We start from the raw sequence: 22,141 nt of genomic DNA on the forward strand, positions 1-22,141 counted from the left end.
CGATCCGCTTAGTCAACCGCCTCTTCCGGCTGCTCAGCCGTGACCGGGGCTACCGGCAACGTGAAGTAAAACTTTGCACCACCCTCTTCCGGCCGCTCAAAGCCGATCTCGCCATTCTGTGCCTGGATCAGGCTGCGACACAGGGCCAGGCCAATCCCCATACCTTCCTGCTTGGTGGTGAAAAACGGATGGAACAGCTTTTCCTCGGCATCTTCCGGCAGGCCGACGCCGCGGTCAGTGACCTCGACACGCACGAACTGGCCGTCGATGATGGCCGCCGTCACACGCACCGGTTCTTCGCCACCCGCTGAACGGGTCGCCTCCAGCGCGTTGCGGATCAGGTTGAGAGCCACCTGCTGGACCTGGATCGGGTCCGCCAGTACCGCAGGCACCGAGTCGTCCACATCCAGCTCAACGGCCACCTGGTTGGTACGGGCGTCGACTTCGGCGAACTGGCGGGTCTCCTCCAGCAAACAGTCCAACTGGATGACTTCCTTGCCGGATGCGGGCTTCTTGACGAAGCTGCGGATACGACGGATCACTTCGCTGGCCCGGTGCGCCTGGGCTTCAATCTTGTGCAGGGTCTGGCCGAGCAGCTCACGGTCCAGCTCATCGGCGGACAACAGGCGATCGGACACCCGAACGTAGTTGGAAATGGCCGTCAGCGGCTGGTTTACTTCGTGGGCAAAGCCCGCCGCCATCTCGCCCATGGTGGACAGTCGTGAAGCGTGGGCCAACTGGTCGCGCTGGATATCCACCGTCTCCCGGGCCTCGTCCAGCGCCCGCTCGTTCTCGAGTTCGGCGGATATATCTCGAAACACCACCACCGCGCCCAGCACCTGATCGTCTTCCAGTTTGGGACTCGAGCGATACTCGACCGGAAACGATGTGCCATCGGGACGGTACATGGCGACGTCACGCTGGTGTTCGGCGACGCCGTTACGACAGGTGGCCAGCACCGGCAGGTCATCGCTGTCGGCGTCCTGGGTTCCGAAGTGCAGGCGGAAGAAGTTCTGGCCCACCAGCTCCTCCGGCTCCAGTCCCAGCATCGCTCCGGCCGCCGGGTTGGCGAAGATGATTTCGCCTTCGGTGGTCAGGCCGTAGATGCCCTCGCTGATGGCATTTAGAATTCGGGTCTGGTCGCTTTCCAGCTGGCGATTGCGGGCCTGGAGCTGACGCTCCAGCTGGATGACACGGGCATGGGTGGCCACACGGGCAATGACTTCCTGAGCCTGGAACGGCTTGGAGATGTAGTCGGCACCGCCCAGCGAAAAACCTTTCACCTTGGCGTCCACATCATCCAGGGCGGACAGGAAGACCACCGCGCCATCGGCCGTATCCGGGTTTTCCTTGAGCCGCTGACAGACGTCATAGCCGTCCATACCCGGCATCATGATGTCCAGCAGGATAACCTCGGGCTGGTGACGCTCCGCGAGAGCCAGGGCCTTTTCGCCTTCATTGGCGATCAACAGCCGATAACCGCGGTCCTTGAGTGTCTCGTAGAGCACTTTCAGGTTCTGCGCGTTGTCATCGACCAGCAGGATCGTGGCTTCGTCGCGTTCGCTGGCAGTTTCAGTCATAAAGTCCGTGCCGACTCAGAATGGACGACCATCTTGGCTCGCGATTCAGGAAGCGTCGATACGGTCCTTTACGGACATTACCATGCGGACGAGATGCGCCAGTGAGTGGGTGCCCATCTTGTGCATCACGCGCGAGCGGTGGATTTCCACGGTACGCTGACTGATGTCCAGCTCGATGGCGATGACCTTGTTGGCCTGACCGGCAATCATGCGATCCATGATTTCGGTCTCACGCGGGGTCAGCATGTTGATGCGGCGCATGATCTCCTGCTTCTGGCCTAGGGTCTTGCGCTGTTCGCGGTCCTGCTCCAGGGCCTGCTCAATCTTCTTGAGCAGATCCTCCTCGCGGTAGGGCTTCTGGATGAAGTCCACGGCGCCCTGCTTCATGGCGTCCACCGCCATGGGGACGTCCCCGTGCCCGGTGACAAAGATGATCGGCAGAATCGAGTTCTTCTCGTTCAGGCGGCGCTGCAGTTCCATGCCGTCCATACCCGGCATGCGGATATCCAGCACGATGCAGCCGGCCATATCGTCGGAGTAGCTTTCGAGGAACGCGTTGGCAGTCGGGAAGGTGCGAACCTCCTTACTGGAGGATTTCAGCAACAGTTCGAGGGAGTCACGTACCGCTTCGTCATCTTCGACTACAAAAACCGTCTCAGTATTCTCGCTCATTGATCCACCTTTATCCCGTATCGTTGTTCTGAACGTTCCCAATGCCCCGCCTGACTACTCCGTCCGGCTCAATTGCGTCACCGGGGGAGTATGCCCGTCGACCAGCGCCGGCGCCACCGTCACCGGATCGACGCGGACGTCGTACCAGTTCATGCGCCAGTCCAGATGAGGCCCGGTCGCTCGCCCGGAGCTGCCGACCTCGCCAATCTTGTCGCCCTGGCGAACCTTCTGCCCCACCGCCACATCCAGCCGGCGCATGTGCAGGAACGTGGAGCTGACGCCATAGCCGTGATCGATGATCACCGTGCCGCCGGAGTAGAACAGATCCGGAGCGGCCAGGGTCACCGTGCCGCCTGCCGGCGCGATGACAGCTGCGCCCGCCGGTGCCGCGACATCCACCCCGAAGTGGGGATTACGCGGCTTGCCGTTATAGACCCGCTGGCTCCCGTAGACGCCGCTGATCGGACCGGAGGCCGGCCAGATGAACGGGCCCAGGAAATCCTCCCGATCCGAATCCGTCTGCCGGGCCTTGCGCACCGAGGAAGCTTCGCTGCGAATCCGCCCCAACTTCGACGGGGACGGCGTCACGGTGCCCTGGGGCACGCCGTTGACCCGCTGTATCCGATACTGGCGCTTGGCCAGCGTCAGCGGCCGGCTCACCTCCTGTCCGTCCGGCAGCACCACCCTGAGCGTTTGCTGGAGCCTGGCCTCGCGGGCAAACCCGATGACAAAGCGCCCGTCTCGGGTCACGCGTATCGGCGTGTCATTAAGCCAGACGCGGCTTCCCGGGGCGACGCTGCCATACACGAGACTGCCCTGCTCGAGCGGCCCCTTGAGTGCCACCGACTCTCCGGCGTGAGCCGAAGCCGCCAGCCACCACAGCAACACGACCAGCAGCGGTTTGATCCTGTATCGTATAACCATAGCCTTTCCTGACCTGAATGTCGTTAATCGTCCCGGATTTTGTATGGCCTTTGCTGTTGAAAACGAAGCTTTTTTCGATCTTCCGCCGTTCCAGCTGCGGCTGATTCACAACGCTCTGCCAACGTCACTGGCCGATGAACTGCTGACGCGGTTGCCGGCTGAGCTGCCTTGGTATCAGGCGCGCCTGCAGCTGTTCGGTCAGTGGCACTGGTCGCCGCGACTGCAATGCTGGCTGGGGGATCCGGGCGCCGCCTACCGCTATTCTGGTCACAATATGACACCCGAGCCGTGGCCGCCAGTCCTGCAGCCGGTTCGGGAGCGCGTCTGCGCCCTGGGCGGAGACGCCTTCAACAGCGTGTTGTGCAACTGGTACCGTCACGGGCGCGACAGCATGGGCTGGCACAGCGACGACGAACCGGAGCTGGGGCCCGATCCGCTCATCGCGTCACTCACGCTGGGTGAAGAGCGCCGCTTCCAGTTTCGCCGCACCGGCGACCGACGGCTGTTCACCAGCATCGACCTGCCTCACAACAGTCTGCTGGTCATGCCACCGGGACTGCAGGCCGAATACCAGCACCAGCTGCCCAAGACCCGGCGTTCAGCCGGCGACCGCTTCAACCTGACCTTTCGACGGATCACCGCGGCCGCCGTCTGACGGCCTTGCTCCTCAGGCCTGCCCGGAATGTCCAACGTGGGGCGCATGATGGCCGTCGTGGCTCTGGCGCCGCTCGCTCGATGACTCCTGGCGCTCGTGCTCACGCATCGAGTCCAGTCGCTTCTGGATGACACCAAACACGGTATTGGCCGGATAACGACCCTTGGCGCTGGGCTTGCCGGCGGTTTTGCCCAGCAGCAGCGAAATGGCCTCCTCCGCCGTTTCCACGGCATAGATCGCAAATTTGCGCTGGCGCACCGCCTGGAGGATGTCGCTGTCCAACATCAGATTCTGGACATTGGTGGCCGGCAGGATGACGCCCTGCGAACCGGAAAGCCCCTTGATGCGGCAGGTTTCGAAAAAGCCCTCGATCTTTTCGTTGGCACCACCAATGGGCTGGACCTCACCGAACTGGTTCAGCGAACCGGTGATCGCCAGATCCTGGCGGATCGGAATGCCGGAGAGTGACGACACGAGTGCGCACAGCTCGGCCACCGAGGCGCTGTCGCCGTCGACTTCGCCGTAGTTCTGCTCGAAGGTCAGGCTGGCCGACAGGCTCATGGGGTCGGTCACCGCAAAGCGGGAGGCCAGCCAGGAGGTGAGGATCATCACGCCCTTGGAATGCAGGTTGCCACCCAGCTTCACGTCCCGCTCGATGTCGATGATATCCCCGTCACCGTAGTAACAGGTGGCGGTGATGCGATTGGGCATCCCGAACTCGAAGCCACCGGCCGACAGCACCGACAGGGCATTCACCTGCCCCACCCGCTCCCCTTCGGTGGACACCAGGGTGGTGCCGTCACGGATGGAGTCGAAATACTGATCGCGGATCCGGCTGCTGCGATAGCGGGCGCTGGCCAGGGCCTGCTCCACATGGGTGGCCTGGATCATTCGAGCGCCGGCATCCCGGGCCCAGAAATCGGATTCCCGCAGCAGGTTGGCGATATCCGCTGCGTGCAGGGACAGTCGCTGCTGGTGATCGGCGATGCGCGAGCTGTATTCGATGACCCGCCCCACGGCCTTGCGGTCGCAGTGCAGCAGCTTCTTCTCAACTACCACGCTGGCAATGAACTTGGCGTACTGCTGCTCGCTGTCCGCGTTGCGGTGCATCTCGTTCTCGAAGTCAGCGGCGATGCGAAACAGCTCGGAAAACTCGGGATCGTATTCCTGCAGCAGCATCCAGGTTTCCCGGTCGCCGAACAGGACGATCTTCACGTTCAGCGGAATCGCTTCCGGCTCCAGGGAAATGGTACCGGACAGGGTGAGTTCGCGTTCCAGGGAATTGATCTGCAACGATTTCGAGCGCAGTGCACGCTTGAGGCCGTCCCACACAAACGGTTGCTCCAGCACCTTGATGGCGTCCATCAGCAAGTAGCCGCCGTTCGCCTTGTGCAGGCTGCCCGGCCGGATCAGGGAGAAATCGGTGAACACGGTGCCCTTGAAGGTGACGTTCTCCACATAGCCGAACAGGCTGTGGTAGGTGGGATTGTCCTCGACAATCACCGGCACCTTTTGCGCCTTGTGATGCACCATCAGGTTGATCTGGTAGCGCCGCGGCATCTTGCGATCCAGCGAGGCATAGGCCATCGCCGCCTGCTCTTCGCTGTCTTCCAGGAAGATGTCCAGGTTGTCCGCCAGGTCCTTACGGACCGATTCCAGGTAATCGACGATCTCCGGCAACGCCTTGTACTTGGCGACGAGTTCATCCAGCTGGTGGCCGGTAATGCTCTCCAGCGTTTCCTCGTTCAGCGCCTGCTGCTTGTCGGTGTAGTCCTGCTCCAGGTCGGCCACCTTGCGCAGGGCCGCGCGCAGCTTCTTCTCCAGCTTGTTGATGGCGTCCTCAAACCCCTGGCGCTGGGCTTCGGTCAGGGCGGCAAAGCTTTCCTGTGTGTGGGGCTCGTCACCGTTCATGGCAATCAACCGGTAGCCGCCCGGCGTGCTGACGCTCAGGCTGACTTTCTTGCGCTTGGCCTGGCGCGCCACCTTGTCGAGCTCCTGCTCCTGGAGGTTACCGTAATCGTTCTTCAGCTTCTCCGCCCGCTCCAGGAAACTGTCCCCCTCAAACGTCTGCGGAATCAGCTTGGTCAGGCGCAGCATCAGGCGATCCATGTCCTGCTTGAGGTTCTGGCCCTCGCCCGCCGGTAAACGCAAAACCCGGGGCGAACGCGGATCGTCGAAGTTGGCCACGTAACACCAGTCGTAGCTCTGGTATTCCTTGTTCGCATGGTGCTCCAGATAGCGCAGCATCATGGTTCGCTTACCCAGACCGTTGCGGCCCACGGCGTAGACGTTGTAGCCGCCGTGCGGCATGGCCAGGGCAAAGCGCACCGCTTCCTGGGCTCGGTTCTGGCCCACGATCTCTTCGAGCGGTTCGAGCTGGCGCGTGGTCTTGAAGCTGAAATTGCGGGTGTCGCAGTTGTTGTAGAGCTGGTTCAGTGGCAGAGACTTCAAGGTGCCGTCCTGTGTCGGGGGAAATGGTGCAAGGCGGCGTTGCGGGGCTGATGCCGATACCGCCCAAAAGATTGATTCAAAGCATTGTAGAAGGAGAAGGGCGCGCTGTCCTCACTTGCAGGCCTCCGGGGCAAAATGTGTTCAAGTTTTGCACGATTCGGCCGACAAACCGTAAAATGACTCTCGACAATATCTTGAGGTTACGGCCCATGGAGATATCGCGTTCAAACCCCTACGGACTGACCGCGCTGGATCGCCGAAAGACGGAGCATCAACAGCGCACGCCCGACGCCCAGAACATTGCCCCGACACCACAGAACCGCCCGCTCGATCGTCGCACCCGGCCTGACCGCCGGCGTCGCCAGGAGACGTTTGACGGGCCGGATCGCCGCAAGCGCCGAAGCGGCCGCCGACGACCGTCCCTGCTTGATGCCCGCACCGCTCGGCCCACCAATGCCGAAGACCGTCGTGGCGAGCGCCTGAACACCTCCGCCTGATCAGTCGTGACGCCCAGGTCACTTTTGAGACCTTTGTCACAGATGCCAGGTTGTCCGTTTTCCAGCCACGGGCCCGGGTTCTACACTGACTATCCCGTGATATCACAATGACAACGACAAAAACGTGGAAACCGGTGTTATGGGAACAGACTCTGGAGACCGCCGCATCAAGGATCGTTACGAAGCCCAGTGCCTGAAGGTGCGCCTGACGGAACGGGGCTTCTTTGGCCGGCAGAAAGCCCGGACCGACGTCCAGTGCCTGGACATCAACCGCTACGGCATGGCCGTTCTGTCACCGCGTCCGGTACCGCCCGGCAGCCGACTGCTGTTGGATTTTTCCGGCAAGTACATCACCGAGTCCCGCGTGGCCGCGCGGATCGTCAGCAGCTACCCCTTCCGCACCGGCTATCGGCTGAGCATCCAGTTCAGCTACTGCCATGACCGGCGCGGCTACTCCCGGGCCGTGGACAACGCCCTGTCGCGAATCGAGGGTTTCTACAACCGCCTGGCCAGTTAATCGGCGACTTTCCGCCCGTCGTCACCGCCGGCGTTATTAAAACATCCCCGCGTCCAGTCCAGCCGCCAGATAGAGCCCCAATTCCTCGCACTGCGTCTCAAAGGCCGGATCGTACTCGCCCCGGCAAAGCACGGGATCATGCACGATCCGCCAGCGTAAACCGGTGGTGATCGACTCGATCGCCCGGCGGGTTCCGGTCCCGTCGTGGCCGGCCCGAATGTAGAACGCAAACGGCAGCCCCTGGGTTTTCTCAAGGCAGGGATAGTAGCTGCGATCGAAGAAGTCCTTGAGCGCCCCACTCATGTAGCCGAGGTTTTCCGTGGTCCCGAGAATGATGGCGTCGCAGGCCAGAACATCCTCGGGACCGGCATCCAGTGGCGCCATGACACGCACATTCACACCCTCAACGTCCGGATGACCGACACCCCGCGCCACGGCCTGACGCAACGTCTCGGTATTGGGTGACGGCGCATGGGCCACGATCAACAGTTGCTTCATGGAACGACGGTTCTCCGATCAGGATGTCACGTTCACTGTGCCGGTCCCGGGCGAATCGGACAAGGGTCGAATGAAACACCGACCATGCTCAGGACAGCCGCGTTTCGGGCGCTTGACATATCACGATCTTTTACAGTTTTGCGCATTATTTTGGCTACACTGGAGCCCTGTCCGGCTTCCCGATTGACTTGACCGGCAGACAAGGACGGTCTCCTACCATGATTGACGCTACCGATCTCCCTTCTCGGGAGCACGCACAACCGCATCGCAAAGCGGTGCTGATGGCCTTGCTGTGGATCACGCTGATAGCGGGCATTGTGTTTGCCACATTGAACATTCGCGCCGGCAATGGGCCATTGGCGATGGTGGAAATCGTAATGGCCACCTATTCGGTGTTCCTGATGTGGGCCGTTCGCCGGACCCGACATCTGGACCGATGGCTGCTGGCCTACAGCCTGCCCTTCTTCAGTGCGATGATGTTTGCGCTGTACGTGCCGCGTTCGACGGTGTCCGTGTTTGGCTGGATCCTGCTCGTACCGATCCTGTCGCACCTGCTGCACGGGAGAAAGCTGGGGCTGGCGATTTCGTTGTTTTTCACCGGCGTCGCCACAGCCATTTTCCTGTTCAAGTTCCACGACTCACCGATCTATATGAAGCCCATTCCCTTGCTGAACATGGGCATCCTGACGCTGTGCATCCTGACATTTTCCCATGTGTACGAGGTCAGCCGGGAGCGGTCCGAAAACAAGCTGCTGCGGCTGGCCCGAACCGATTTCCTGACGGGTCTGGCCAATCGGGTCATGTTCGAGGAAGTCTTCGAGAAGGAAACCCACCGGGCCCAGCGCGAGCTTACCCCGCTGTCGCTGATCCTGCTGGACCTGGATTTCTTCAAGAGCGTCAACGACCGCTACGGCCACGAGATGGGGGATCGGGTGCTGGTGCACGTGGCGCGCCTGATTCGCAAACGCCTGCGACTGAGCGATCTGGCCTGCCGGTTTGGCGGCGAGGAATTCGCCATTCTCCTGCCGGACACTCACATCAAGCAGGCCATGACCGTGGCCGAGGAGCTACGGACCACCGTTGCTGAACGCCCACTGGTTTATGACGGCACGACGATCTCCCAGACCATGAGTCTGGGCGTCGCCGAAATCGGCCCGGACGGCAGTACCCTGGAAGACCTGCTGGCGTTTGCCGACGAGCGGCTTTACCTGGCCAAGGGCAAGGGCCGCAATCGAGTCGCCGGCCCGCAGTGGCTCGATGCCGAGACAGTCAGCTCACCCAACAGCTGATCCCCTTCTCCATACAAAAACACCCCGCCGGAGAACCCGGCAGGGTGTTGCTCAGAGCGCCAGTGAAGTCTGGCTTCAGAGCAGCTCGCCGCTTTTCTCCTCCTCGGCGGCCGCCGGTGCGTCCTTGTCCTTGGGGGTCGGCTTCGGCATCAGTTTTTCGCGGATCTTGGCTTCGATCTCATGGGCCATATCCAGGTTTTCTTCCAGGAATTTACAGGCGTTCGCCTTACCCTGGCCGATCTTGTCGCCGTTGTAGCTGTACCAGGCACCGGACTTGTCGACGAAGCCTTCCTTCACGCCCAGGTCCACGACCTCGGCCATGTGGTAGATGCCCTTGCCGTACATAATCTGGAACTCGGCCTGCTTGAACGGCGGGGAGACCTTGTTCTTGACCACCTTCACGCGGGTTTCGTTACCGACCACTTCGTCGCCTTCCTTCACGGCGCCGATACGACGGATGTCCAGGCGAACGGAGGAATAGAACTTCAGCGCGTTACCACCGGTGGTGGTTTCCGGGCTGCCGAACATGACGCCGATCTTCATCCGGATCTGGTTGATGAAGACCATCAGGCAGTTGGCGTGCTTGACGTTACCGGTCAGCTTACGCAGCGCCTGGGACATCAGGCGGGCCTGCAGGCCAACGTGGGAATCCCCCATCTCGCCTTCGATTTCCGCCTTGGGCGTCAGGGCCGCCACGGAGTCGACGATGATGACGTCGATGGCGTTGGAGCGCACCAGCATGTCGGCAATTTCCAAGGCCTGCTCACCCGTGTCCGGCTGGGACACCAGCAGGTCGTCGACGTTAACGCCCAGCTTCTCGGCGTAGACCGGGTCCAGCGCGTGCTCGGCGTCGACGAAGGCACAGGTCTTGCCGGCCTTCTGGGCTTCAGCGATCACCTGCAGGGTCAGCGTGGTCTTACCGGAGCTTTCCGGACCGTAGATCTCGACGATCCGCCCGTACGGCAGGCCACCAATGCCCAGGGCAACATCCAGCCCCAGGGAACCGGTGGATACCGCGGGAATGGCCTCACGGGGCTGATCGCCCATCTTCATGACCGCGCCTTTGCCGAACTGGCGCTCGATCTGGCTCAGAGCCGCGCTCAACGCCTTCTTACGGTTGTCTTCCATCGCTGCGAAAACCTCATCTTTCTGTGCCGCCGCACGGCATGATCGGAAACGTCCGGTCTGGGAACCTGTTATACAGGGTCCAGACTGTATATTTGAACAGTATTAAAACACAACAGGTCCCGGCGTCCAAGTGTCGTGTTTTCAACTAGGTTTCGGCCAGGAACCGATGGACGCCTTCAAGGACAAACTGCACCGCCTGACGCCGCACCGCATCGCGGTCTCCGTCAAAATACTGCACCACGCACTGGGTGTCGGCGGCCGATCGGCCCCAAGCGAACCAGACCGTTCCAACGGGCTTGTCTTCCGAACCGCCTCCCGGCCCGGCGACGCCGCTGATGGCGACGGCCACATCGGCACCGGTCGCTGCCAGCGCCCCGGCCACCATTTCCCGGACGACCGGCTCGCTGACCGCCCCGTATTCCTCCAGCGCTGTTTCGCTCACGCCCAAGAGGCCCCGTTTGGCATCGTTGGAATAGGTCACCAGGCCGCTGTGGACATAATCCGAACTCCCGGCCCGGTCGGTCAGGACCTTGGCCACCCAGCCCCCGGTGCAACTCTCCGCCGTGGTGATCATCTGGCCCTTCTGGCGCAACAGATCGCCCAGCTCGGCAGCGCTGGTGAAGAGGGTATCGTCGGAAATGGTCATGGATCGGAGACTCCGAGCAGCGGTCAGCAAAGCCCCCATTCTTTCGATATGAACGGCCCGCGTCTACCCCTTGTCGGATGCCTTTTCAGGAAGCCGACGGGATTCAGGCATTTGCGGATTTCGAGGTCGGTTCATCGAGCGGCATCACGTCAACTTCGACGGTCAGGTCGTGACGGCCGCCGCCGCTCATCAGTCCTTTAAGTGGCACCACGTCGGCGTAATCCCGGCCGAACGCCACGGTGATGTGCCGTTCGTCCGGCATCAGATCGTTGGTGGGGTCGAAATCCACCCACCCCAACGAGGGGTCGTACACGCTGAACCAGGCGTGGGAGGCATCCGCACCCACCAGTCGCGGCTGGCCCGGTGGCGGAATGGTTTCCAGGTAGCCGCTGACGTAGCAGGCCGGAAAACCGAGGGAGCGCAGGGCACTGATCGCCAGGTGGGCGAAATCCTGACACACACCACGACGGGCCTTGAGCACGTCGTCCACCGGCGTGGCCAGGGTCGTGAAGCCGGGGTCGTAGGTGAACTCGCTGAAAATCCGGTGCGTCAGTTGCCGTGCTCCTTCCAGCAAAGGCAGTCCAGGGCTGAAAATATCCCGGGCGAATTCGGCGATGAGCGGATCAATCGGCGCCATTCGCGAGCCCACCTGCAGCAGGCGGGCCTGCAAGGCCTGGCGACTGGTGTCCCCGGCCAGACGCCGAACGGCCTCTTCCCACGGCAGCGAACGCGTGGGCGCCTGCTCAAGGCCCCGCGGCATGACCTCCACCTGACTGGTGACGTTGACCTCCATCTCTCTATGGAGGGAGTTCACATGAAAGAACGTATAGAGGTTGCCGAAAACGTCCGGGTGGTTGTAGAGACTGCTCGGCGTCGGCGTGACCGTCAGCCGACTGGACTCCACTTTCTGGTAGAGCAGGCCACGCGGCAGCAAACAGCCGCGGTTATAGCTGTTGGCGATGTCCTGCTCGTAGGCGTAGCGCGTCAGATGGGAGATCCTGTATTTCATCGGTCTCACACGTCGTCGATCGGTCGCGGAATGTCCGCGTGGTTGAAGTAGGCCAGCGTGATGGCTTCGGACAGTTTGCTGAGCAGATTGTTGATGCGCACCAACAGTTCATCCAGCTGCGGCGACGGCTCCCCGGTCTCGCTGACCAGCGCTTCCAGGTCCACCAGTTGCAATACGGACACCAGCTCCACCATCAGTCGCTGCTCGGCGTTGAGGCCGGCCAGGGTCGAATCCCGTTCCGGGAGCAGGCTTACCTGCCGCTTCAACCGCCCGCACTGGTAGCCCACCGAACGCGGTGTGCTTTCATCCAGCAACAGCAGATCGATAATGGCCACCGGGTGCAACTCGGTCCGGTAGCGCCGACGATAGGTCATCAGCGTATCAGCCATGCGCAACACCGCCTCCATCAGCGCCGCCGGCGGCTGCGGGTACTTGACGAAGACCTTGTGCAGCAGCGCGGTGGTCTGCTGGGCGCGTTCGATGTGCTGGCCGATATCCATGAACCGCAGAGTCTGGGTGCGGCTCATGGTTTCGTTGTTCAGGCCATAGATGGCGGACTGCAGCAGGATGATTTCGTCCAGGGCCCGATCCATGCGGGATACCGAGCCACGGGCCGGGAACTGGTTCAGGGCATTCTGCAGTCGTTCCAGGACGTACCAGGTGTCCTCACTAAAGAATTCACGGACCGACTGGGCGTTCATGATCAGCGCCTGCAATACCGCCAGCAGTCCGTCCTTGCGGTCATAGAGGAACAGGCTGGTGAGCTGGTGGGTCAGCTCGTCCACGTTGTCGGTGGGCATGAACACGCCGCCGTTGATGGTGCAGGCAAATTCTACCAGCGGCGTCAGGGTCCGCACCTGCTCGTCCCGGGCCAGCGTCGAGATCAGCGGCAGCGCCGCCCGCATGGCCCGGCAGGCCAGGTTGAGCCGTTCGCTGTAGCGGCCCAGCCAGAACAGATGATCCGCCACGCGACTGGGCAACAAGCCGGTTTTACGCGACAGGCGCACGCTGGTCAGCGTGCTGTGCAACAAACTCACCGCGCTGTCGTCGGGGCTTGCCAGCCACACGTCCTTGGCCATGAAACGGGTGGACAGCCCCAGCTGCAGCTGCAGCGGTTGTTCGTGGCAGCGTGCCAAACCGCCGGGCAGCACTTTGTCGTCACTGCCCTGGCGCAGGGCGAAAGCTCGCAAGGCGACACTGCGGGACTGCACTTCGTGCCTTTGCCAGACCGGCAGGGTACTCAGCGGCAGGATACGGCGCGCCACAAAACGCGTGGGATCGAGCTTGATCCGCTCCGCCAGCTTTTCCCGTTCCCGGCGACTGGCGTTGGCGTAGCTGATCAACTTGCCGGGCTTTTCCAGATCGTGCACGACCATATCGATGAGTTCGTCCAGCACCACCTTTTGCTGGACCGGATCGCCACACCAGTAGGCCTCCACCGCCGGTAGCTTCAGGGGTTCCCCCAGCAGGTGCTGGCACAGGTCTTCCATGAACGGGAGCAAGGCGCCGCTGTCGATCAGTCCCGCCCCCGGCGGATTGCAGCACACCAGGTTGCCCTGGCGAATGGTCTGCAGCAGCCCCGGCGTGCCGGCAATGTCCCCTTCCAGCTCCAGCGGATCGGACAGGTTGTCCGGCATATAGCGCATCAGGGCATCGACCGGTTGCAGTCCGCTCAGGGTTTTCAGCCAGATGCGGCCTTCGCGGAACATCAGGTCGGCGCCGTGGACCAGGGCCAGGTCCAGGTAGTTGGCCAGGAAGGCGTGCTCGAAATACTGGCCATCCCGGTAGTGGCGCGTCATCAGGCCAATCAGCGGTTCGCTGGCGTAGGGAATCTGCGGCACCAGCGCCTTCTGGAGATCCTTGAAGAAACTCGCCAGATGGCGCTTGTCGAACCGCTGGGCCAGCTCCGGCACCACCTGATTGATGGCCACCCGGTTCTCCAGCACGTAGCCCATGCCGCCGGGCGCCTGGGAACCGTCGGCATAGACCGTCATGCGGCCGCTGGCATCACGCCCCAGGTCGCAGCCCAGCATCACCAGCCAGTCCATATCCTCGGGAACCAGACCGTGGCAGGGCAGCAGGAAACTGGCATTACGGAAGATCAGTTCCGGCGGCAGGATGCCGTCGCGAAGCAGGGTCTGCGGCCCGTAGAGATCCCGAAGAACGAGCGACAGCAGCTGTCGACGCTGGACCAACCCCGCTTCGATGGGGTCCCACTCGGCCGGGTCGAACAGCCAGGGAATCAGGTCCAGGGTCCGGTTCTGCTGGTGCTGGGGGTCGAACGTGGCGCCGTGTTCACGCAGCTGATGCTGCAGGTCGGAGGACAGCGCCGCGAGCACGTCCCCACCCTGCTCCATCATCCAACCCAGCACCTGGTTCCAGCCCGGTGCGTCGGCACGGGGCAGCCATTCATCCGCGGTCTCGGACGGGCACCGGTAAGTCTGCCTCAGGGCGTCCAGAGACAGTGGCACGTCGAATCGCGTCATGGTGAACCTTGTCAGAACCCTGTTCAGGCCGCGGGCGCTTGCAGCGACTCCGACATCAGTGCGCCGTGCAGGTCAATCAGACCCGCCTGGACGTCGTCAATCAGCTTGTGCATGCCCAGCGTGTTAAGTGAATGCAGCGGTTCAGAGTCTAGCGCGTTCCGGATATTTCCAATAGTTTTTAGGACACTTTCCGACCGGGGCAGCCATCGGGCGGACCGTTCAATCTTCTCCAGGCAGGAAGCCACCGAGCGCGGGAACGGGCCGTAGGTGAGCAGGAAGTCGGTCACGTCGGTCTCGCCCGGCTCCTCAGTGTAGTAACGACGGTAGGACTCCACCGCCCCCATGGCGTTCAGCAGCGAGCTCCACTCGAATTGGCGCCGGGTCTGGCGTCCGGCGGCGGGCGCCAGTTGCTGCAGGATCAGCACGTCCATGATGCGGGTGGTCATGTCCGCCCGCTCCAGGTGCCGGCCGATATTGAACAGGCCGTAGGTGTCGTCCCGCAGCATGGTGCCGTCCATCACACCAATCACCGCCTGGCAGCGACGGATCACTTCGGCCATCAGGTTGTAGCGCTTGGCACGGCTGGACGCCAGCTTGCATTCGGACTGCACGAACAGGTGCAGGGAATTGATCTCTTCCCAGAATTCCCGGGGGATCACCTCTCGCACGCAGCGGGCGTTGGTCCGTACCTGGGAGCAGGCGTGACGGATCGAGGCGGTGCTGTCTTCCGCCACAATCAGATAATGCATGACGCCCAGCTCGCTGGAGCTGCCCTCCTGTATGAAGCCCTTCGCATCTTCACCCAGCACATCGATCAGGACCGGCCAGCTGAAGCGGGTGTCCTCGTGGGAGTCGATCAGCATGTGGGTGGTGGCGTTGATCAGGCGCGCCGTGTCGTCCATTCGCTCCAGGTAGCGCCCCATCCAGTAAACGTTTTCGGCTACACGTGCCAGCATGGCTCAGCTCCCGTGATTGATGATCCAGGTGTCTTTGCTGCCGCCGCCCTGGGAGGAGTTCACCACCAGGGATCCCCGACGCAGCGCGACGCGGCTCAGACCGCCATTGGTGCAGTACAGCGACTCGCCCTGCAGGATGAACGGACGCAGGTCGAGATGGCGGGGCTCCAGCAGGCCGTCGCAGAGGGTCGGTGCCGTGGACAGGTTGAGCGTGGGCTGGGCAATGAAGTTGCGCGGGTTCTCGCGGATCGCGGCCGCACACTGGGCCCGCTCCTCGTCGGTGGCCCGCGGCCCGATCAGGATGCCGTAGCCACCGGACTCGTTGGCCGGCTTCACCACCAGCTTGTCCAGGTTGGCCAGGACGTGATCGCGCTCCTTGTCGTCCATGCACAGGTAGGTGGGCACGTTGTCGATCAGCGGGTCCTGTTTCAGGTAGTAGCGGATGATCTCAGGCACGAAGGCGTAGACCACCTTATCATCCGCCACGCCCGAGCCGGGCGCATTGGCGATCGCCACGTTGCCCGCTCTCCAGGCGCCGATCAGTCCGGGAATGCCCAGCGCGGAATCCTTGCGGAACACCTGCGGGTCGATAAAGGTGTCGTCAATGCGCCGGTAGATCACGTCCACGCGCTGCGGTCCGTGCAGGGTGCGCAGATAGACGACATCGTCATCCACGTAGAGGTCGTTGTTCTCCGCCAGCGGGCAGCCCATCTGCTGGGCCAGGAAGCTGTGCTCGAAGTAGGCGGAGTTGTAGATTCCGGGCGTTAGCACCACGACGCGCGGTGTCTCTGCGTCCTGGGGCGACAGGGAGGCCAGCATGTTCCAGAGTTGGGCCGGGTAATCGTCCACCGGCCCGATGGTGGATTCCGCAAACAGTTCCGGAAACACCCGCTTCATGACCGTGCGGTTCTCCAGCATGTAGGACACCCCGGATGGCACTCGCAGATTGTCCTCAAGAACCAGGAAGTTACCCTCACCATCGCGCACCAGATCGGTGCCGCAGATGTTCGCCCAGACGCCGTAGGCCGGCTCGAAGCCCTGGCATGGTGCAAGGAAATTCTTTGATTTCAGCACCAACTCACTAGGGACAATACCGTCCTTGAGGATTTTCTGGTCGTTGTAGAGATCGTTGATGAACAGGTTCAACGCCTGCAAACGCTGCTTGAGTCCATCGCTGGTGCGCTGCCAGTCGGAGGCCGCGATGGTTCGCGGCACCACGTCCAACGGCCAGGCCCGGTCAATGTTCTGGCTGTCGGAGTACACCGTAAAGGACACGCCCATGGCTGAAATGGTCCGGTCCAGCTCGGCCTGGCGCCGGGCCAACTCCTCGGCACCGTTCTGCATAATGAATCGAGCCACGGCGAGTGCCTGTGGCCGGGCCACACCGTTGGTATCCACCAACTCGTCGTAGCAGTCCGGATAGGGTCGGTAGGGGTCCAGTGCAATCACTTCTGACATGGTGGTCAGGCTCCCTGCTGAGGTCTGTGCGGCTCCGTCTCGATGAGAAACCGGGGCCAGGACTCTGTGCGTTAGACTTTTCGCACACGCCTGCCCCAGCAAAGCCGGTGCCATATCAGAGCGCAGCCTTTTATTGATGTGTTGTCTCTATAAGCATAGACACAAATCAGGGCCAGCAGGCGCCGCCTGGAAAAGCCACCCATTCGCATTTCATCGCCCCGCGGATTTCCTTACAATTCCCCTCTTCCGCCCACTTCCTGAAAACATGGATGCCGAATGTCAGTCGCGCCGACCGAGCTCACCAAGCACACCCCGATGATGCAGCAGTACCTCAAGATCAAGGTGGAACACCCCAACGAGCTGGTGTTCTATCGCATGGGGGACTTCTACGAGCTGTTCTATGACGACGCCAAGAAGGCGGCTGAATTTCTCGACATTACCCTGACGGCGCGCGGCCAGTCCGGCGGGCAGCCGATCCCCATGGCCGGTGTGCCCTATCATTCGGCCGAAGGTTACATTGCACGCCTGGTGCGTGCGGGCCAGTCCATTGCCATCTGCGAGCAGATCGGCGACCCGGCCACCAGCAAGGGACCGGTGGAACGCAAGGTGGTGCGGATCGTTACGCCGGGCACCCTCAGCGATGAGGCGTTCCTGGAAGATCGGCGCGACAACCTGCTGGTGGCCATTTTCAGTCACCGGGAAGCGTTCGGGCTGGCCACACTGGATATCTCCAGCGGCCGTTTTTCCGTGTCCGAACTGACCGGCACCGAATCCCTGCAGGGCGAACTGCAGCGGCTACGCCCGGCGGAAATCCTGATCAGCGAGGATTTCCCGTTTGAGGAGTTGCTGGAAGGCTTCACCGGCATCCGGCGCCAGGGGCCCTGGCTGTTCGAACGGGATTCGGCCCACCGCATCATCACCCAGCAGTTGCAGGTCCGCGACCTGACCGGCTTCGGCTGTGAAGACCTGTCGCTGGCCATCTCGGCTGCCGGCTGCCTACTGCAATACGCGAGAGAGACCCAACGCACGGCCCTGCCCCACATCCGCAAACTGTCCCGGGAACGGCGCGAGGATGCGGTGATCCTGGATGCGGCCAGCCGCCGCAACCTGGAAATCGACATGAACCTGACCGGCGGTACCCAGTACACGCTGGCGTGGGTCATGGATCGCACCGCCACGGCCATGGGCGGACGCCTGATTCGACGCTGGCTGAACCGCCCGCTGCGGGATATTCAGACGGTGCGTGAGCGTCAGGGCGCGGTGTCCGCGATGCTGGACGGGTTCCATTACGAGCCCTTGCACGATCAGTTGAAGTCGGTTGGCGATATTGAACGCATCCTGTCCCGTGTCGCGCTGCGCTCGGCCCGACCGCGGGATCTGGCGCGCCTGCGCGACGCCTTTAATCTGCTGCCTGAGCTGCAGTCTGTGCTGGGCGCGGTGGATTCGGAGCATGTGGCGCAACTGAGCCAGACGGTCAGCACCTATCCGGAACTGGCAGACCTGCTGACCCGCGCCATCATCGAGAACCCACCGGTGGTGATCCGGGACGGCGGCGTGATCGCCGAAGGTTACGACGAGGAACTGGACGAGCTGCGCAACATCAGCGAGAACGCCGGCCAGTTCCTGCTCGACGTGGAAACCCGCGAGAAGGAGCGCACCGGCATCAGCACCCTGAAAGTCGGTTACAACCGGGTCCACGGCTACTACATCGAGATCAGCCGGGCGCAGTCCGACCAGGCACCGGTGGATTACATCCGCCGCCAGACCCTGAAGAACGCCGAGCGCTTCATCACGCCGGAGCTGAAGGAATTCGAAGACAAGGCCCTGAGCGCCAAGAGCCGCGCGCTGGCCCGGGAAAAAGGCCTCTACGACGCCCTGCTGGAAAACCTGGCCGAACAGCTGGCGCCATTGCAGGACACCGCCCAGGCGCTGGCCGAACTGGATGTCCTGAGCAACTTTGCCGAACGTGCCACGACGCTGCGGCTGAATCCGCCGGAATTTAGCAGTGAACCGGGCCTGGATATCGCCGCGGGCCGCCACCCGGTGGTGGAGCAACTCCTCAGCGAACCCTTCGTGCCCAACGACCTGCTGATCGACAACGAACGCCGCATGCTGGTGATCACGGGTCCGAACATGGGCGGTAAGTCGACCTACATGCGTCAGGCGGCCCTGATCGCGCTGCTGGCCTATACCGGCAGTTTCGTCCCGGCCGATCGGGCCATTGTCGGGCCGGTGGACCGGATCTTTACCCGCATGGGCTCGTCCGACGACATCGCCGGCGGCCGCTCCACGTTCATGGTGGAAATGACCGAAACCGCCAACATCCTGCACAACGCCACCGAAAACAGCCTCGTGCTGATGGACGAGATCGGCCGCGGGACCAGCACCTTCGACGGCCTGTCACTGGCCTGGGCCACCGCCGAACAGCTGGCGCAGAACGTGCGTTGCTACACCCTGTTCGCCACCCACTACTTCGAGCTGACGCAGCTGGCCGATCAGCTGCGCCACGCGGTCAACGTCCACCTCACCGCCACTGAGCACGACGACAGCATCGTGTTCCTGCATAACGTCCACGAAGGGCCCGCCAGCCAGAGCTACGGGCTGCAGGTGGCCAAACTGGCCGGTGTCCCGCAGGACGTCATCGACAACGCCAAACACCAGCTGCATCGACTGGAAGGTACCGAGTCTCCCACCCGACCGGCCCCGGCGAAAGCGCCAACCAGGGTGGCCGAACCGGCACAACCGACAACGATGCAGGGCGACATGTTTTCCGGATTCGAGCCCAGCGCCGTGGAAAAGGCGCTCGATAAACTGGATCTGGACGGGCTGACACCGCGCGAAGCGATGAACCGTCTTTATGAACTGAAGGACCTGTTGGAAAGTTCCTGACGTACATAAGGTTATAATAAAAGGGCCTTGTCGGACGGCAGGCCCGAGCTTGCCAGTTGGCGGGACGCTCCCTACAATACCCGCCTCGCAACAACATTAAGCTCAGTGGACGGCCCTGAAAGCCGCTTAAACTGACCGGTGACGCACTTCGGGCTTCGCCGACTGATGAGACAGACTGAGAAACCAGGGATATAACCATGGCATTTGTCGTTACCGATAACTGCATCAAGTGCAAATACACCGACTGTGTGGAAGTCTGCCCGGTAGACTGCTTCTACGAAGGCCCGAACTTCCTGGTCATCGACCCGGACGAGTGCATCGACTGCGCCCTGTGTGAACCAGAGTGTCCGGCTGAAGCGATCTTCTCCGAAGACGAATTGCCGGCCGGTCAGGAGCCGTTCGTCGAACTCAACGCCGACCTGTGCAGCAAGTGGCCGAACATCACCGAGAAGAAAGATCCCCTGCCCGACGCGGCCGAGTGGGACGGTAAGACGGACAAGCTGCAGTATCTGGAAAAATAGGGCCGGCGATACGGTCGATAAAAAAAGGGGAGCCTGTCGGGCTCCCCTTTTTTTGTTTGTGCCATTTCGAGTCGACGAGTCGATTGGGACGCGAAACAATGTAGCCGACGCTTTAGCTTCGGAGGGGCCGCAAGGGCCCTAATGAGTCCGGCAGGAAATCGAGATTACGGGGAACTCTCAGCCGCCTTGCAGGCGGCTCAGAAGCTGAAGCATCTGCTACAGGCTCGAGTTGGCAATAAACAATGTCGGCCTAAGGCTGCGTCAACGCCAGCCGCGCCCCCAACGCCACAAACACCCCACCGGTCAGCGCATGCATCAACCGCTTCAGGCGTAGCTTGGTGCCCCAGCGACGGGACTTGAGGATCATCACGGCCACCAGCGTCTGCCAGATCATGGCCAGCACGAAGTGTACCGACGCCAGCAGAATCGATTGGGTAAACGCGGCCCCCTTGGGATCAATGAATTGCGGCAGGAAAGCCATGTAGAACAGGGCCGTCTTGGGGTTGAGAACGTTGGAAAGCACGCCTTCGCGCAGTGAGCGGGACAGGCGATAGTCGCCCTCCCCCACAGTGGCCACGGCCGGCATGGGCGAACCGGAGCCGGAGGTGCGCCAGGCCTGGCGCAGGCTGGTCAGCCCCAGCCAGATCAGGTAGAGCGCACCCAGCCATTTCACCGCGGTAAACGCCCAGGCGGTCTGCACCAGGATCAGGGAGATCCCGACCGCCGACAGCGTGGCGTGGACGAACAGGCCGCTGCAGATGCCCAGGCTGGTCACCATGCCATCGCGCAGGCCGCCGCGGGCGGTGTTGCGCATCACCAGCAGCGTATCCACGCCGGGCGTCACGGTCAGCAGTGAAATGGCAATCAGGTATGCCCAGAACAGCTCTGCACTCGGCATGTCACACTCCGTTATTCGTCAGCCAGGGCTTTCTTGACCGCCGCCGACCGATAAAACGGCGCCAGACGACGGCGCAACAGGGCTTCAAGATACCCCTCCTGGCGCAGCAGGTCGAGCAGCGGCGGGACAAACGCGTCGACTTCGGCCATCACCACGTCCGGTGTCACACCGACATCAGACAGCAGCTCAATCAACGGCACCTCACCGTACTTCTCGAACAGGTGCGCCACCACGGCGGTGTAGCATCCCTCGAAGAACGGTGTCTTGCGGAACTCCAGCCAGAATTCATAGCCCAGCACGACGAACTCCTGCAGCTCGATATCGCCCAGACCGGCCTGCAAATCCGCCAGCGTGCGATCCTCGACGCCGTTCCAGGCGGCCATCACCGTATCCCGCAACTCATCGTCCGAGAGTGCCTTGAGCAGGAACTGTTCGCTGCGGGACAACAGCGCCGGCAGGTTGTCGCTGAGGTACGCCTTGATCCGCTTCTCGAAGGCTTCATCGATCCCGGGCACGGCACGATTGGCAACCCGCTTGCCGAACTTCATCATCGAGCCCACGCCCGGCACATTGCGTGAAATCAGATTGTCTTCATACAGGTAATTCACCAACCCGTGGTAGACGATGTTCGACACCAGTTCCTGGTAGACCGGGTGCGCCATCACCTCGCCAATCAGCCGTTCGCGATGCTCCCGCAACTCCAGGAACTCCTCGACAAACCCCGCCGCCTGTTCGCGGCTGAGAATATCCCGCAGACGCGTGGTGGACTGCACCGGCGCCGACAGCACCTGGCTGGCCATTTCGCCCGCCAGCTCCGGAATACCACCATCGATGTCCATATCCACAACCAGTCGACGGATAACGCCCAGAATCTGCGCCTCGCTGACCGCCTGTCGCAGGGTCACCTGCCCGGCCAGGCCGAACAGTTCATCGACCTCGTTGGCGATAAAGCGCCGCAGCTTGGCGCCTTTGAGCGCACTGAGTTCATGTTTGATGTGCAGTTCCAGCAGCTGATCTGCCAGAGAGTCGGATGCCTTGGCCATAGTGGGTAAGCTCTTGGTTCGCCC

19 protein-coding genes are annotated in these 22,141 nt (G+C 62.1%); 6 read left to right on the top strand and 13 right to left on the bottom strand.

Translation table 11 applies throughout. The features are described 5' to 3' along the window. Positions 1 to 8: 8 nt before the first annotated feature. From EB809_RS07850 to EB809_RS07860, 3 genes are read right to left on the bottom strand one after another with little or no spacing between them, the layout of a single operon-like run. Positions 9 to 1,580 carry a response regulator gene (locus EB809_RS07850; protein ID WP_123634265.1) on the bottom strand — a complete coding sequence of 524 codons (1,572 nt, stop codon included), beginning with the start codon at positions 1,578 to 1,580 and terminating at the stop codon, positions 9 to 11. Between the two features lie 45 nt (positions 1,581 to 1,625). Further along, on the bottom strand, positions 1,626 to 2,252 hold the full coding sequence (gene fixJ, locus EB809_RS07855) for a response regulator FixJ (protein ID WP_123634266.1): 627 nt from the start codon (positions 2,250 to 2,252) through the stop codon (positions 1,626 to 1,628). Positions 2,253 to 2,306: 54 nt separating this feature from the next. Then, entirely contained in the window at positions 2,307 to 3,176 is an 870-nt protein-coding gene (locus EB809_RS07860; protein ID WP_123634267.1) for a M23 family metallopeptidase, read from the bottom strand. 43 nt (positions 3,177 to 3,219) lie between these two features. Here EB809_RS07860 and EB809_RS07865 point away from each other — a divergent pair, with 43 nt between their 5' ends. Then, positions 3,220 to 3,831: an alpha-ketoglutarate-dependent dioxygenase AlkB family protein gene (locus tag EB809_RS07865; protein ID WP_123634268.1), complete on the top strand. Its 612-nt coding sequence runs from the start codon at positions 3,220 to 3,222 to the stop codon at positions 3,829 to 3,831. A 12-nt stretch (positions 3,832 to 3,843) separates the two neighbouring features. On the opposite strand, the gene EB809_RS07870 is transcribed toward EB809_RS07865, so the two are convergent. Next, entirely contained in the window at positions 3,844 to 6,282 is a 2,439-nt protein-coding gene (locus tag EB809_RS07870) for a Lon protease family protein (protein ID WP_123634269.1), read from the bottom strand. Positions 6,283 to 6,491: 209 nt separating this feature from the next. Between EB809_RS07870 and EB809_RS07875 the strand changes: the two genes are divergently transcribed. Beyond that, entirely contained in the window at positions 6,492 to 6,779 is a 288-nt protein-coding gene (locus tag EB809_RS07875; protein WP_123634270.1) for a hypothetical protein, read from the top strand. Positions 6,780 to 6,918: 139 nt separating this feature from the next. Next, entirely contained in the window at positions 6,919 to 7,296 is a 378-nt protein-coding gene (locus EB809_RS07880; protein WP_123634271.1) for a PilZ domain-containing protein, read from the top strand. Between the two features lie 36 nt (positions 7,297 to 7,332). On the opposite strand, the gene EB809_RS07885 is transcribed toward EB809_RS07880, so the two are convergent. Next, positions 7,333 to 7,794, bottom strand: a complete 462-nt coding sequence (locus tag EB809_RS07885) for a flavodoxin family protein (protein WP_123634272.1) — start codon at positions 7,792 to 7,794, stop codon at positions 7,333 to 7,335. 218 nt (positions 7,795 to 8,012) lie between these two features. Between EB809_RS07885 and EB809_RS07890 the strand changes: the two genes are divergently transcribed. After that, positions 8,013 to 9,083: a GGDEF domain-containing protein gene (locus EB809_RS07890; RefSeq protein ID WP_123634273.1), complete on the top strand. Its 1,071-nt coding sequence runs from the start codon at positions 8,013 to 8,015 to the stop codon at positions 9,081 to 9,083. A 75-nt stretch (positions 9,084 to 9,158) separates the two neighbouring features. On the opposite strand, the gene recA is transcribed toward EB809_RS07890, so the two are convergent. The 6 genes from recA to EB809_RS07920 all read right to left on the bottom strand — a co-directional run bounded on the left by recA (position 9,159) and on the right by EB809_RS07920 (position 16,766). Beyond that, positions 9,159 to 10,211, bottom strand: coding sequence for a recombinase RecA (gene recA, locus EB809_RS07895; protein ID WP_123634274.1), 1,053 nt, complete (start codon positions 10,209 to 10,211; stop codon positions 9,159 to 9,161). Positions 10,212 to 10,356: 145 nt separating this feature from the next. Continuing rightward, positions 10,357 to 10,857: a nicotinamide-nucleotide amidase gene (gene pncC / locus EB809_RS07900; protein ID WP_123634275.1), complete on the bottom strand. Its 501-nt coding sequence runs from the start codon at positions 10,855 to 10,857 to the stop codon at positions 10,357 to 10,359. A gap of 103 nt (positions 10,858 to 10,960) precedes the next feature. Beyond that, positions 10,961 to 11,866: a transglutaminase domain-containing protein gene (locus tag EB809_RS07905; RefSeq protein ID WP_123634276.1), complete on the bottom strand. Its 906-nt coding sequence runs from the start codon at positions 11,864 to 11,866 to the stop codon at positions 10,961 to 10,963. Positions 11,867 to 11,871: 5 nt separating this feature from the next. Continuing rightward, complete coding sequence (locus tag EB809_RS07910; protein ID WP_123634277.1) at positions 11,872 to 14,352, bottom strand: circularly permuted type 2 ATP-grasp protein; 2,481 nt, start codon at positions 14,350 to 14,352, stop codon at positions 11,872 to 11,874. A gap of 23 nt (positions 14,353 to 14,375) precedes the next feature. Beyond that, positions 14,376 to 15,308, bottom strand: coding sequence for an alpha-E domain-containing protein (locus EB809_RS07915; RefSeq protein ID WP_123634278.1), 933 nt, complete (start codon positions 15,306 to 15,308; stop codon positions 14,376 to 14,378). A gap of 3 nt (positions 15,309 to 15,311) precedes the next feature. Further along, positions 15,312 to 16,766 (bottom strand): circularly permuted type 2 ATP-grasp protein, encoded by a 1,455-nt coding sequence (locus tag EB809_RS07920; RefSeq protein ID WP_123634279.1) that lies wholly within the window; start codon positions 16,764 to 16,766, stop codon positions 15,312 to 15,314. A gap of 276 nt (positions 16,767 to 17,042) precedes the next feature. Here EB809_RS07920 and mutS point away from each other — a divergent pair, with 276 nt between their 5' ends. Both mutS and fdxA read left to right on the top strand, forming a co-directional pair. After that, positions 17,043 to 19,655, top strand: coding sequence for a DNA mismatch repair protein MutS (mutS, locus tag EB809_RS07925; protein ID WP_123634280.1), 2,613 nt, complete (start codon positions 17,043 to 17,045; stop codon positions 19,653 to 19,655). 197 nt (positions 19,656 to 19,852) lie between these two features. After that, positions 19,853 to 20,176, top strand: a complete 324-nt coding sequence (gene fdxA / locus EB809_RS07930) for a ferredoxin FdxA (RefSeq protein WP_123634281.1) — start codon at positions 19,853 to 19,855, stop codon at positions 20,174 to 20,176. Between the two features lie 250 nt (positions 20,177 to 20,426). Here fdxA and EB809_RS07935 read toward each other — a convergent pair whose 3' ends face one another. Next, the gene (locus EB809_RS07935; RefSeq protein WP_123634282.1) at positions 20,427 to 21,074 is read right to left on the bottom strand and encodes a LysE family translocator; all 648 of its coding nucleotides are present in this window, start codon (positions 21,072 to 21,074) and stop codon (positions 20,427 to 20,429) included. A gap of 11 nt (positions 21,075 to 21,085) precedes the next feature. Further along, on the bottom strand, positions 21,086 to 22,117 hold the full coding sequence (locus tag EB809_RS07940; protein ID WP_123634283.1) for a hypothetical protein: 1,032 nt from the start codon (positions 22,115 to 22,117) through the stop codon (positions 21,086 to 21,088). Positions 22,118 to 22,141 lie beyond the last annotated feature (24 nt).

This window comes from Marinobacter sp. R17 (genome assembly GCF_003789045.1).
Taxonomy (GTDB): domain Bacteria; phylum Pseudomonadota; class Gammaproteobacteria; order Pseudomonadales; family Oleiphilaceae; genus Marinobacter_A; species Marinobacter_A mangrovi.